The organism is Streptomyces uncialis, assembly GCF_001905345.1.
GTDB classification, from domain to species: domain Bacteria; phylum Actinomycetota; class Actinomycetes; order Streptomycetales; family Streptomycetaceae; genus Streptomyces; species Streptomyces uncialis.
Map to the genome: position 1 here is coordinate 636,095 of NZ_LFBV01000001.1, position 12,246 is coordinate 648,340.

11 protein-coding genes are annotated in these 12,246 nt (G+C 75.3%); 5 read left to right on the forward strand and 6 right to left on the reverse strand.

What is annotated here, in order from left to right; genetic code table 11:
* Window positions 1-120 precede the first annotated feature (120 nt).
* From murJ to AB852_RS02745, 5 genes are all read right to left on the reverse strand, one after another.
* Window positions 121-2,061: a murein biosynthesis integral membrane protein MurJ gene (gene murJ, locus AB852_RS02725; protein WP_107499165.1), complete on the reverse strand. Its 1,941-nt coding sequence runs from the start codon at window positions 2,059-2,061 to the stop codon at window positions 121-123.
* A 77-nt stretch (window positions 2,062-2,138) separates the two neighbouring features.
* Entirely contained in the window at window positions 2,139-3,497 is a 1,359-nt protein-coding gene (locus AB852_RS02730; RefSeq protein WP_073785299.1) for an O-antigen ligase family protein, read from the reverse strand.
* 100 nt (window positions 3,498-3,597) lie between these two features.
* Window positions 3,598-5,064, reverse strand: a complete 1,467-nt coding sequence (locus AB852_RS02735) for an exopolysaccharide biosynthesis polyprenyl glycosylphosphotransferase (RefSeq protein WP_079184390.1) — start codon at window positions 5,062-5,064, stop codon at window positions 3,598-3,600.
* A 230-nt stretch (window positions 5,065-5,294) separates the two neighbouring features.
* A complete protein-coding gene (locus tag AB852_RS02740; RefSeq protein WP_079184247.1) occupies window positions 5,295-6,569 on the reverse strand; it encodes a glycosyltransferase in 1,275 nt (424 codons plus the stop codon).
* Window positions 6,559-7,791 (reverse strand): DUF3344 domain-containing protein, encoded by a 1,233-nt coding sequence (locus tag AB852_RS02745; protein WP_178390929.1) that lies wholly within the window; start codon window positions 7,789-7,791, stop codon window positions 6,559-6,561. The genes AB852_RS02740 and AB852_RS02745 overlap by 11 nt, the downstream gene beginning before the upstream one ends.
* Window positions 7,792-8,134: 343 nt before the next feature.
* Here AB852_RS02745 and AB852_RS02750 point away from each other — a divergent pair, with 343 nt between their 5' ends.
* From AB852_RS02750 to AB852_RS02770, 5 genes are all read left to right on the forward strand, one after another.
* Window positions 8,135-8,374 carry a chaplin gene (locus AB852_RS02750; protein ID WP_073783191.1) on the forward strand — a complete coding sequence of 80 codons (240 nt, stop codon included), beginning with the start codon at window positions 8,135-8,137 and terminating at the stop codon, window positions 8,372-8,374.
* A 405-nt stretch (window positions 8,375-8,779) separates the two neighbouring features.
* Window positions 8,780-9,061 carry a hypothetical protein gene (locus AB852_RS02755; protein WP_073783193.1) on the forward strand — a complete coding sequence of 94 codons (282 nt, stop codon included), beginning with the start codon at window positions 8,780-8,782 and terminating at the stop codon, window positions 9,059-9,061.
* A gap of 168 nt (window positions 9,062-9,229) precedes the next feature.
* Window positions 9,230-9,733 (forward strand): DUF5949 family protein, encoded by a 504-nt coding sequence (locus AB852_RS02760; protein ID WP_073783195.1) that lies wholly within the window; start codon window positions 9,230-9,232, stop codon window positions 9,731-9,733.
* A 733-nt stretch (window positions 9,734-10,466) separates the two neighbouring features.
* Entirely contained in the window at window positions 10,467-10,904 is a 438-nt protein-coding gene (locus AB852_RS02765; protein WP_245876586.1) for a tyrosinase cofactor, read from the forward strand.
* A gap of 17 nt (window positions 10,905-10,921) precedes the next feature.
* On the forward strand, window positions 10,922-11,788 hold the full coding sequence (locus AB852_RS02770; RefSeq protein WP_073783199.1) for a tyrosinase family protein: 867 nt from the start codon (window positions 10,922-10,924) through the stop codon (window positions 11,786-11,788).
* 81 nt (window positions 11,789-11,869) lie between these two features.
* Here AB852_RS02770 and AB852_RS02775 read toward each other — a convergent pair whose 3' ends face one another.
* The gene (locus AB852_RS02775) at window positions 11,870-12,142 is read right to left on the reverse strand and encodes a chaplin (RefSeq protein WP_073785303.1); all 273 of its coding nucleotides are present in this window, start codon (window positions 12,140-12,142) and stop codon (window positions 11,870-11,872) included.
* Window positions 12,143-12,246: the final 104 nt, after the last annotated feature.

Here is a 12,246-nt window from a genome sequence, read left to right on the forward strand (position 1 = left end):
GAGGGCCGGGCGGCGGGCGGGGCGGCGCCGCAGACGGGGGTGGTGCGGGGGCGGGAGGAGGCCGGGGCCGGTGCGGGGTTCTCCCGGTCCGGCACGGAGGAAGGACGGATGCGTGGGGTGTCAGCGGGCATCGGTGCGCTTTCGTGTGACGGGACGGGGGGTGCGCGGGGGCCGGGCGGTGCGGCGCCCGCCCTCGCGGGCTCGGTCGGTCCAGGAACGCGGGGACGTCACATCGGGCGGGCCGGAGGCGCGGGCGGGCCGCCGGGGCAGCGCGTCGGCCCGCAGCGGCCACAGCGCCAGCGGGAACACCACGGCGACCACCAGCACGGCGGCGGCCACGGCCGCCGCCGCGCCCCGGACACCGGGCAGCGCGGCGTCCGCCCAGCGGGCGCACAGCAGCGCCGCGCCGGTCGCGCAGCCCGCCGCCACCAGGGTCTTGGTGAGTTCGGCGGCGACCCGGCGGCGGTGGATCGGCACGCTGCGCGGGCCGGTGCCGCACAGCAGCAGTACGGCGGCCAGGGTGATGCCGGTGGCGTTCGCGGCGGCGATCCCGCGCACCCCGAACGGGCCGACGGCCAGCGCGCCGAGGACCGCGGTCGCGGCGATCCCGGCGGACATCGCGGCCAGCGGGTACCAGGTGGGGCGCCCGGCGGAGAAGTACGTGCGGACCAGCGCGCCGACCAGGGTGTGCCCGAGCAGCCCCAGCGCGTACACCCGCATCACCCCGGCGGTGGCGGCGGTGTCGGCGGCGGTGAACGCCCCGCGCTGGAAGAGGACGTGGACGAGCTGCGGCGCGCACGCCACGATCGCGGCGGCACCGAGCAGCACGACCGCGGCGGCCAGCGTCAGATCCCGTTCGACGCGGCGTCTGGCCTTCTCGGTGTGCCCCTCGGCGAGTGCCCGCGCGACCACCGGGAACGTCACCGTGCACAGCATCAGCGACAGCACCATCGGCATCTGCGCCACCTTCTGGGCGTAGTTCAGATGCGAGATGGCCCCGGCGGGCAGCGAGGACCCGAGGAACCGTTCGATGAGCACCTGCGACTGTCGGCACACCCCGAACAGCAGCACGGAGGCGATCAGCGCCCCACCCGCGAGCCGTACCGCCCGGTCGTCCGCCCCGGTCCCGGTCCCGTCGCCCGCGAGCCGTACCGCCCGGTCGCCGCCGGTCCCGTCGTCCTCGGGGCGCCGCGGCCCGGTCGCCGGAGCCGGGCGTGCCGCCCCCCGCACCCGTACCCACAGGGCGGGGAGCTGCGCGAGGACCATCAGCAGTCCGCCGATGGCGACCCCGGCGGCGGCGGAGCGCACGCCCCAGCGCCCGCCGAGGACCAGCATCGTGGTGATGATGCCGACGTTGTACGCGACGTAGATGGTCGCGGGCGCGAGGAAGCTGCGATGGGCGCGCAGGGCCGCGCCGCAGTACCCGGCGAGCCCGAACGACAGCAGACAGGTCGCGGTCAACCGGGTGCAGTCGACGGCGAGTTCCGGGTCGGGCAGCCCCGGCGCGAGCGCGCCGACCAGCGCGGGCGCCATGACGACGAGCAGCAGCGCGATCCCGCTCAGCGCCAGTCCGAGCCTCGGCAGGGACGCCCGTACCAGCGCGCGTACGGGGTCGGGCCCGGATCTGCCCCGGGTCCGCCGCGCCAGCGCGACGCTGAACGCGGGGACGAGGACCAGCGCCATGCCGTCCTCGATGAGCAGCGTGGACGCGAACTCGGGCACGGTCCACGCCACGAGGAACGCGTCGGTGTCCCGGTCCGCGCCGAAGAGGTGCGCGAGCGTCTGGTCCCGCAGCAGCCCGAGCAGCGCGCCCGCGGCGGTGAGCACCCCGGTCAGCAGCGCCGCCCGCGCCAGGAAGCCCCCGCCCTCCCCCCGTTCCGCGTCGTCCGGGTCCGGGTCCGTGGGCCGGGGTGCGGACGCGGTGCCGGGCGCCTCGGTCCGGGGCGGGGTGTCGTCCGGACCGGTACGGGGTGCGGTGCCGGGGGGACCGGTTCGGGGTGCCTCGGTCCGGGGCAGGGTGGCGGGCGGGCCGGTACGGGGTGCGGGGGGTGTGACGGGCAGGGGGACGGTGACGGGTGCGGCGCCGGGGCGGGACGGGGGTGCCGTACCGGTGGTGCCGGGGGCGTCGGATGCCTGGTTCACCGGGCGTCGGCCCCCAGTGCCCACCACGCCACGACGCCCAGCGCGACCGCGGTCAGCACGGTGGACGGGCCGCCGATGTCCGCGTACGCGAAGTCCACCAGCTGCCACACCAGCAGCCCGCAGGCGAGCAGTCCGCAGTCCGCGCCCCGGGCCGAAGGCCCCCCGGGCGCCCGTACGGCGGCCCCGCGGACGAGCGTGAGACGCCGGACGCCGAGCACCAGCAGCGCGCCCCAGCCCCCGGCGAGGGCGAGCAGCCCGAGGAGCCCCTGTTCGCTGAGGACCAGCAGATACATGTTGTGCGGGGACAGCAGGGGCTGGCGGACGAACCCGGAACCCGCCCCGGCCGTGTCGCTGCCGGAGGACAGGGCCAGCGAGGCGTGACCGTCCCGGTGGGCGGGGAAGTTCTTCAGCCCGACCCCGGTGACGGGCCGCTCCCGCCACATACCGACGGCCGCCGCCCACATCGTGTAGCGGTCGAGCACCGACTGGTCGGGCGCGTCGGTGACCTTGGTGATGGAGTCCACCCGTTCCTGGAGCATCGCCGTGCCGACCCCGACCCCGCCGACCAGCACCACGAGCACGGCGGCGAGCACCGCGCCCACCGCCACCGCCCGCCGCACCCCGGCCAGCAGCAGTTGCGCCGCGCACGCCACGGCCGTCGCGATCCACGCGCCCCGGCTGAACGACAGCGCGAGCGGCACCAGCAGGAGCAGCGCGCAGACCAGCGCCACGACCCGCTGCCGCACCGCCGCACCCGCACCCGTACCCGTGGCCGAACCGGCGGGCGTACCCGTACCCGGTGCCGCGCCGAGCGCGAGGCCGACCGCGCAGATCACCCCGTACGAGACGACCGTCGCCATGCCCATCACATCGGTCGGGCCGAAGGTGCCGACGGCCCGGATGTCGGCGCCCATGTACGAGGCGCCGGTCCCGGTGGCGTACTGGTGCGCCCCGATCCCGCCCTGGACGAGCGCGAGGCCCACGAACGCCCAGGCCAGCACCCGCAGATCGGCGCGGTCCCGTACCAGCAGCAGCACCGCGGCCGGGACCAGGACGAACACCTGGAGGTAGCGGCCGAGGCCGGTGAGGCCGGTCGCGGCGTCGGCCGCGCCCGTCGCCGCGACCGCGAACCCGACGACCGGCAGCCCCAGCACCACGAGCGCGGTCCGGCTCAGCGCACGCTCCGCGCGCCGTACCGCCCCGGCGACGGCCAGCAGCACCAGCACCCCGGACATCACATCGGCGGGGGTGCCGCCCCCGGACCGGGCGGTGTCCCCGGACACGGGCAGCGCCAGCAGCGCCATCAGCGCGACCACGGGCAGCACCGGCGCGAACCGGCCCGCCGCGGCGAGCAGTCGGGCCGCCGGCGCGGTCCCGGTGGCGGCCGGTGCCCCGGGCGGGCCACCGGCCGTCCGCGGGGGACGGCCGGTGGCCGGGAGGGAGTCGGGCACCGGGTCAGCTTCCTGTGGGACGGACGAGGAGGGCGGCCGTCCGCAGCAGGATGCGGATGTCCTGCCACAGCGACCAGGTGTCGATGTACGCGTTGTCGAAGCGGGCCCGGTCCTCGATGGACGTGTCGCCGCGCAGCCCCTGGACCTGCGCGAGCCCGGTGATGCCGGTCTCCATCCGGTGCCGTGACCGGTATCCGTCGTACGTCCGGCTGAACTGCGCCACGAAGTACGGGCGTTCGGGGCGCGGTCCGACCAGCGACATGTCCCCGCGGAAGACGTTCCACAGCTGCGGCAGCTCGTCCAGCGAGGTCCGGCGCAGGAAGCGGCAGAAGGCGTTGACCCGGCTGTCGTCGGCGACACTCCAGAGGGTGGCCGCCTCCTGGGGGTCGGCGGGGCGCAGGGTACGGAACTTGAGCAGGGTGAACCGGCGTCCGCCCTTGCCGACGCGTTCCTGGCGGAACACCACCCCGGGTCCGTCGACGATCCGGATCACCGTCGCGCACAGCAGCAGCACCGGGGCGCCGAGCAGCAGCAAGGCACCCGACACGACCACGTCCAAGGCCCGTTTGCCGGGGTGGGTGCGGCGGGTGCGGGGCGCGAGGAGCGCCGTGTACGCGAAGCCCGCGAGCCGGGGTGCGCCCGCGCCCGGGAAGCCGTTCGCCGGGCGGAACCCGGCGGTGTCGGGGTCGATCCGCCACAGTCCGCAGCCCAGTTTGCCGAGGGTGCGCAGCAGCGGGGCCTGTACGCGGCAGGTGTCCGCGCCGACGACGAGCACCTCACGTACGCCGTTCTGCACAAGGGCGCGCCGTACCTCGTCGGTGGTGGTCAGCGTCGGCAGCACCGGGCCGGGCGGGACGGGGAGGTCCGCGGCCGGGGCCGGGTCGGCGGGGATGTCCGGGTCGGTGACGACGCCGACCGGGCGGACCCCGCAGCCGGGATGCCGCAGCAGGGCCGCCGCGACCAGCCGGGCCGGGCCCGCCGGTCCGACGACCAGGGTGGCGTGGGGCCGGCGCGTCAGGCGTCCGCGGCGGCGCGCGTACACGATCCCGCGCCCCGCGCACGAGGTGAGCACCTGCGCCGCGCACCCCAGGGCGAGCGCGCGCGGAGACAGCGCGAAGGCCGGGGAGAGCGCCCCCAGGACCGCGCCGAGCAGCGCCCACGCCACCATGACCCGCCCGCACAGCGCGGGCAGTTCGTCCAGCGCGTCGGGCGCGGTCACCGTACGGCGGCGCAGCGCGGCCCGCGCGTGCCAGCCGCCGACGCCGACGGTCAGCACCGCCAGGATCAGCGGATGCCGCTGCGGGGCGCCGAGCGCGAGCACGGCGAGCAGCCCCGCCGTGCCGTCCACCGCGAGCACCGGCAGGTCCCGGCGCGGACGCGGCGCGGCCGTCCGGCCCGCCGGGGGCGCGCCCGCGCCGGACAGCGGCCGGGGAGGCAGCGGGGAGAGGGCGCCGGACGGGCGCGCGGTCACCGGCGGGGCGAGCCGGGCGGTGCCGGCGGCCCGGACGGTGGGCGACGGCCGGAGGGTCCCGGCGCGCGCGGCGCCGCCGGGGCGCGTGGACGTGGCGGTGCGGACCCCGCCCGCGGTGCGCGCCGGTCCGGCCGGCCGGGGGGTGCCGGGCAGCCCGGACCCGGGAACGGTGGAGCCGCTGCGTCCCGCGCGCGGCTGTCCCACGGGCGGAGGAACGGTGCTTTCCGCGGTCACGAGGTGGTGGACTCCCTGCACTTGGGGCGCTCCGCGCCGAGGATGTCGCGGTACACGGCCGCGACGGCCCGCGCGGACTGCCGCACATCGTGGGTGGTGAGGACGTGCCGACGGCCCTGTGCGCCGAGTGCCGCCCGCCGGGGGGCGTCCAGCAGCAGCCCGGCCGCCGCGCGTGCCAGCGCGGCGGGATCCCCGGGAGGCACGAGACAGTACGCGCGATGGCCGGGCGCGAGGCTCTCGCGCGCCCCGGCGACATCGGTCAGCAGCACGGGCCGCCCGCACGCCATCGCCTCCAGCGGGGCCAGCGCCATCCCCTCCCACCGGGACGGGAGGACGACGAGGTCGGCGGCCCGGTACCAGGGGGCGGGGTCCTCGGCGGCCCCGGCGAAGATCACCCCTTCGGGTGAGCCGGCGCGCAGCCGTTCCCCGTCCGGCCCGTCACCCACGAGGGCCAGCCGCGCCCCGGGGACCCGTCGTACGACCTCGGGCCAGGCCCGCAGCAGCACGTCCTGCCCCTTCTGGCGGCAGAGCCGGGCGACGCATACGACGAGGGGGGCGCGCGGGTCGGTCCCGGCGAGCGCGGGCGGCGCGTCATGGGGGGCGCGGCGCGCGCGGGGCAGTACGTCGTGCGCGGGGGGCTCCGGCCGGAACCGGTCGGTGTCCACGCCGTTGGGGACGACCGTCCAGTGGCCGCGTACCCCGGCGGCCTCGCCCGTGGCGCGTTCCGCCTCGCTGACGCACACGATCCGCGAGGCCCAGCGTGCCGCGCCGACCTCCCAGCGGCGGGCGAGCCGGGCGGCGGTCCCCTCGACGGCCTCGAACGACCAGGCGTGCGGCTGGAACACGGTCGGTACCCGGCCCCGCAGCGCGAGCCGGGCGGCGAGTCCGGCCTTGGCGCTGTGCGCGTGGACGAGTCCGGGACGGGTGCGGGCGATCAGCCGGGCCAGTGCGCGGATCTCGGAGGGCAGCGCGGTGCCGGGGGAGCGGGTGGCGTCCCAGCGCAGCCAGTCGGCGCCCGCGGCGGTCACCCATCCGGCGAGCGGCCCCTGTTCGGGGCAGGCGACGAGGAGGCGCGGCGCGTCGGGGGCCGTGAGGTGCTGCTGGATCAGGTCCAGCACCACCCGGGGCACCCCGCCCGTCACGGGCTGCACGACGTGCAGCACCCGGGGCGGCGCGTCGGCCGGGGCGCGGCCGGGCCGTGGCGGCCGCGCGGCCCGCGCCGCTTCGGCGCGGGTGTCCGGCCGGCCCGTCGGGGACGGGTTACTCGGCATCGGTGTCGGTCTCGACCGCGAGGAACAGGACCCCCGCCCAGGCGGCGTCCCGTTCGGCGGTCAGCCGCAGATCGAGCCGCCCGCCGCCGTCGGCGACCGCCTCGCCGAGCTCCAGCACGTCGGAGTCGTACCCGAGGGTGCCGGTGTGGGCGGGGTCGCGGCGCGGCTGCGAGGTGCCGGGCTCGGTGACGGTGGAGTTGAAGAGGTCACCGGCCGGGTTGCCGGGGCCGGACAGGGTGGCCGCGGCGCGCCTGCCGACGGAGAGGGTCAGCGCGTCGCCGCTGGTGCCGGTGTCGCCGTTGTAGACGACGAACCCGGCCTGGCCGCGGGCCCCCGCCGGGGCGGCGGCGCCGTCGAGCCGCAGCGCCGCGTCGTTCGGGCTCTCGCCCAGGTACTGGAAGCCGTCCCACAGGCTGAGCTGCCGCAGCGGCTCGCTCGCCCGCTCGTACGCCACGACCAGCGTCCAGCCGCCCCACGCGCCCGCCTGCGAGTGCCCCATGGCCACATTGACCTGGGCGACCGTCCACAGTCCCGTGCCGCCGGAGCGCACCAGGCCGGTGACGTCCGCGGAGGCCTGGAAGGCGTCCGCGCCGCCCGCGATCCGGTGCCCGACGACACTGTCCGCGAGGACCTCCTTGTACGAGCCGCCCGGCTCGGCGACGAGCACCCGCCCGTTGTCCCGGGCCGGCTTCTGCTCACCCACCAGCAGATTGCCGCCCCAGTACAGCCGCGCGTACGAGACCTTCGCCCCGGCGGGCGCGCGCAGTTCGCCGCGGCTGGAGTTGTAGGTGTTCGGGTCGGAGTCGACGTCGGTGTAGAACATGTCGAAGTCGTCGTTGGCCGCGGCACGTCCGTCCCGCGCGTCGGCGCAGGACACGGCGGACGGGGTGGGCGCGGGTCCGCGGCAGGTGATCGACGTGTTGGCGGCCCGGGTGATGCCGCCGTGCTGCACGGCGTGGAACCGCTGGGCGAACGGCACGCTCGCCGCCTCCGAGGCGTACGGCGCGATGCGCGGGGGAGCGGCGGGCCGCGCGGCCGGTACCCCGGCGGGGAGCGCGGGGGCGACGACGCCGCCCGGCCTGCCGTCGTCGGGGTCCGCCCCGTGGACGGGCGGGGCCTGGGCGAACCCGCCCGCCGCCACCGCGCAGAGCGAAAGGACACACACCGTGGTACGCGGCGGCAGCAGCAGCCGTCTGAGGACCGGGGCGAGGGAATTGCGCATGACCGGCATTGCCCTTTCGGGGATGTAAAGATCCTGAACCCGTCGGAAGGCAGTATGACCATCACACATCGACGAAGCAGGACTCCCCACCGCCGATTCGGCCGTCCGTGGAGAGGGAAGCCACTCTAACCGCCGAGCTTATTTGCTGCTGATACCGCGGAAGTCTGTGTGTCGGATTAATGGGTATCCGCGATTTCGTTCGGCACTCTCGCGGGTGTTGTTGAGCGGGAGCGCCGAGAGATCACCCTTTCGGATGCGGAACCCGCCGGAGGGTCGGACGTTGGTCCATGGGCCGGGCATCCTCGCCTGGTGCGTCACCCAACGATCTAGGAGCATTACTTCCATGTCGCGTACCGCGAAGGCTCTCGTCCTGTCCACCGTCGCCGCCGCCGCTGTCGCGGGCGCCGCGGGCGTCGCCGCCGCCGACGCCGGGGCCCAGGGCGCGGCCGTGGGCTCCCCCGGTGTGCTCTCGGGCAACGTCGTCCAGGTCCCGGTCCACATCCCCGTGAACGTCTGCGGCAACACCATCGACGTCATCGGCATCCTCAACCCCGCGTTCGGCAACGTCTGCGTGAACGACTGAGGCCCGACCTTTCCGCGAGCCGCCCGCCCCCTTCCGGGGCCGGGCGGCTCGTTCGTTTGTACGGATGTTCCGCCGACGCAATTGCAGGGCTCCGGAGGTTGTCCGGCGGTGGCCGGTGCGGGCGATTTCCGGGCTCTTCGACGGGCTTCCTGGTGGAATTCCGTACGGGTGATCGGATTGCGCTCATGTATTCGTGAGAAAAGGTCCTTCTCTCGCTCTATTTTTCATATAAAACCATCGGAACGGGTCCTGCCCTGCCTCGGGTGAATGGTGGGGAAACACCTTCGGGTGGGGGTTGTGTGCAATTCGCTCTCCGGCGGTTTCCGGCACGGCCGGAGGTCGTTAGTCCACGCGGTAGGACGCATTCCCACTGGCGGCCCCCGGGCCGCCGAAGAAAGGAACACGATGAAGCCCCTCAAGGCCGCCGCTCTCGTTGCCGGGTCCTTCGCCCTGGCCGGTGCCGCCGCACCGGCGTTCGCCTCCGACCTCACGCCCACCAGCCTGAACGGCGCGCTGGACACCCTCACCACGCAGCAGACGCTCGACGCGCAGCCGCTGCACTCCAACGCGATCGACACGGAGCGGAAGGGCTCCCTCCTGTACGGCCTCAACGAGACCACCGACCAGCTGAACGCGGGCGGCGCCCAGACCGGTCCGCTGCTCGGCGGGCTCCCCGTCGGCAAGTAGCCACCGCGGTCCGCGCGCGGCGGTGCGTGAGGGGACCGGCGCGCGGACCCCACCCGCGCTCGTCGCACGCCACGCGCGCGACCCCCAACGTGTGATCCCCGTACGCGTGTCCCTCGGACGAGTGACACGAATATCCGGGTCATCCTCATATGTCGCTACGGTGCCGGGGTGACCTCAACCCCCACTGACAAGCGCCCCCTCCACCCCGCTGAGCTGGGCACCCTCGCCGTCATGGCCTGGAGCGGCGAGCACCCCGACGAACGGGGCGACCTCGCCTTCCTCCTCGCCTACTCCCTCGGTGACGGGCCCGGCGGCGCGGAGGGCACCTCGGCCGCGGTGCGCCGGCTGCTGGAGAACACCGGGCTGCCCCCCGGCGGGCCCGTCATCGACGCGCGGACCCGGCCCAGTTTTCCGCTGACCCTGCTGGTCGAGGCGGGGCAGGCCGTCGTCAACATGCCTCATCTGAACGCGCAGTGCGTGGTGCCGCGGGAGTGGCTCGCGGCGGTGGAGGAGCGGGGGCACGCGTACTTCCTCTTCGCGACGGTGCCTTGGCCCGAGGGGACTCCCGGGGTCGAGATGACGGAGCGGACGCTGTCCGCTTTCGCGGGGGACGAGGGGGTGTTGGCGACTGCCGCGCACTGTCTGCTGCCGGCGCGGAGCCTGCGGAGCTGAAGCTCCGTTCGGGTGCGCGGTTCTTCCCTGCGGGTCGCCTTCGCTTGCGCTTCCCAGGTCTGTCCGGGTCGGCGCACTCGTTCCTGTGCCGTCGCTCGGTGGGTGCGCAGTTCCCCGCGCCCCTGGATGCTGCCCCCTCGCTGTCGTTCGTCGGGTGCGGGGCCGCCCTCGTCTTTTGCGCAGTTCCCCGCGCCCCTATCGGGGCGCCATCTGCTTGTTCTTCGGGTCGGGGCCGGTCGGGATTCTCCGTCCTCGCTCCAACGCGCTCGGTCGGACATCCCCCTTGCCCTGCTGAAGAGCATCGGAGTCTGCGGGCAGAGATTCCCGCCCACCCCCTCCCGCAGTCATGCGACTGCACGAGGAGGATGGTCCAACCCCGTCCCCGCAGACAGAGAACAGCCTCAGGAGGGCGCCCCAAAGGGGCGCGGGGAACTGCGCGAAGACGAGGACCGGCCCGCACCCGACGAACAACGGACCGGGGCAGCATCCAGGGGCGCGGGGAACTGCGCAGCCACGGACGTACCCGTACGGGGACAAGTGCGTTCGGGTGGGGAACCTCGGGGGCGCGAGCGGAGGCGACCCGCACAGGGACAAGCGCCAGGTACAGGCAACCCGGGGGCGCGGGCGGAGGCGGGGTTTGGGCTGGATGGGGGAGTGGGTGGGGGAGGGTGACCTCTGGGGGGAACGGACGTTGAGGTAGGGAAAGTACGACCGTATGGAAGGGAGGTGCCCGGTGCCCGGGACGATCACCGCACACCGCACCCGCAGGACCCTGCTGCGCACCCTGTTCACCGCGGCCGTGGCGACCACCACCGCCACCGCCCTCGCCCCCCTCCTCGCCGCGACCCGCGAACCCCACCGCCCCCGCGCGCCCCGCGCCCCCGCCGAGCTCCTGTTCGAGGAGACCTACCGGGGCCGCCGGATCGAGGGGCGGGGCCCCGGGACACCGACCGCCGCCCGGACCCGCCCGGTGGGGCACCACGGGTCCGGCGGGCCGCGGGTCACCATCGACGGGCGGCCCCTGCCGCTGATGCGCCGGGCCGACGGCAGTTATCTGAGCGTGGTCGACCACTACGTCTCGTACCCGACCCCCCTCGCCGCGGCCCGCGCCGCCGTGGACGAGCTGGGCCCCGCCCGTCTCGCGCCCGGCACCGGCGCGCGGAACGTCTGAGCCGGGGGAGGGGACCCATGGCGCACACCCGCAAGAACGTCACCGCGCTCACCCGCGCGGAGCGCAAACGTTTCGTGGACGCCGTCCTCGCGATGAAACGCCGGGGCCGTTACGACGAGTTCGTCCGGCTGCACATCGAGCACTACGTCGCCGACGGCGAGGGCGACCGCCGGGTCGCGCACATGGCGCCGTCGTTCCTGCCGTGGCACCGCCGGTTCCTGCTGGAGTTCGAGCGCGCGCTCCAGCGGGAGGTGCCCGGGGTCACCGTCCCGTACTGGGACTGGACGAAGGACCGTTCGCCCCGCGCGCTCCCCTGGACCGACGACCTGCTCGGCGGGACCGGGCACGGGCCCGACCGGCGGGTGGAGAGCGGCCCGTTCGCGCGGGCCAACGGCTGGGTGGTGCGGGAGAACACCACGGACGACGACCATCTCGCCCGGGACCTGGGCCGCCCCTCGCGGCCGTTCCCGCTGCCGTCGAAGGAGGAGCTCGCGTACGCCATGGAGCAGTCGGCGTACGACGTGGCGCCGTGGAACTCCACCGTCACGTCCGGGTTCCGCAACACGCTGGAGGGCTGGACCTCGGCGCGTACCGGGGACGACCGCTGGCGCAACCACAACCGGGTGCACCGCTGGGTCGGCGGGACGATGCTCGGCGGGGCGTCGGTGAACGACCCGGTGTTCTGGCTGCACCACTCGTTCGTGGATCTGCTGTGGTCCCGGTGGCGGGCGTCCCGGCCGGACGGGGCGTACCAGCCCGCGGAGCCGCCGGGGATCGGGTCGGTCCAGCGGGGCCGGGTGGTCGCCCGGCATGAGCGGATGACGCCGTGGGAGGAGACACCCGCGGCCATGGAGGACCACAGCCGGATCTACCGGTACCGGTGAGCCGGTACGCGAAACCCCCGTCAGCAGGTGAAGGCCGCTGACGGGGGCGCTCGTACGACCGGGGTGCCGTACGCGGGGGAATCAGGCGCCGTAGCCGGACTGGGCCTGGGGGGCGCTGCCGTTGACGCAGGCGTTGCCGAACGCGGGGTTCAGGATGCCGACGACGTCGATGGTGTTGCCGCAGACGTTGACCGGGATGTGCACCGGGACCTGGACGATGTTGCCGGACAGGACGCCCGGCGAGCCGATGGCCGCGGCCTCCGCGCCCGAGCTGGCGGCGGCCATGCCGGCGCCGCCGAGCATGACGGCGCCCGTGCCGACGGCCAGGACGGCTGCCTTCGCGATGCGAGACATCACGTACTCCTTCAGTTGGTTGTGCTGTGGTTCGTGTGCGGCGCCGAGGGACGGCGTCCGCACTCCCCCTTCAACGTCGGGAGGCGGCCCGGGTCACGGTTTGT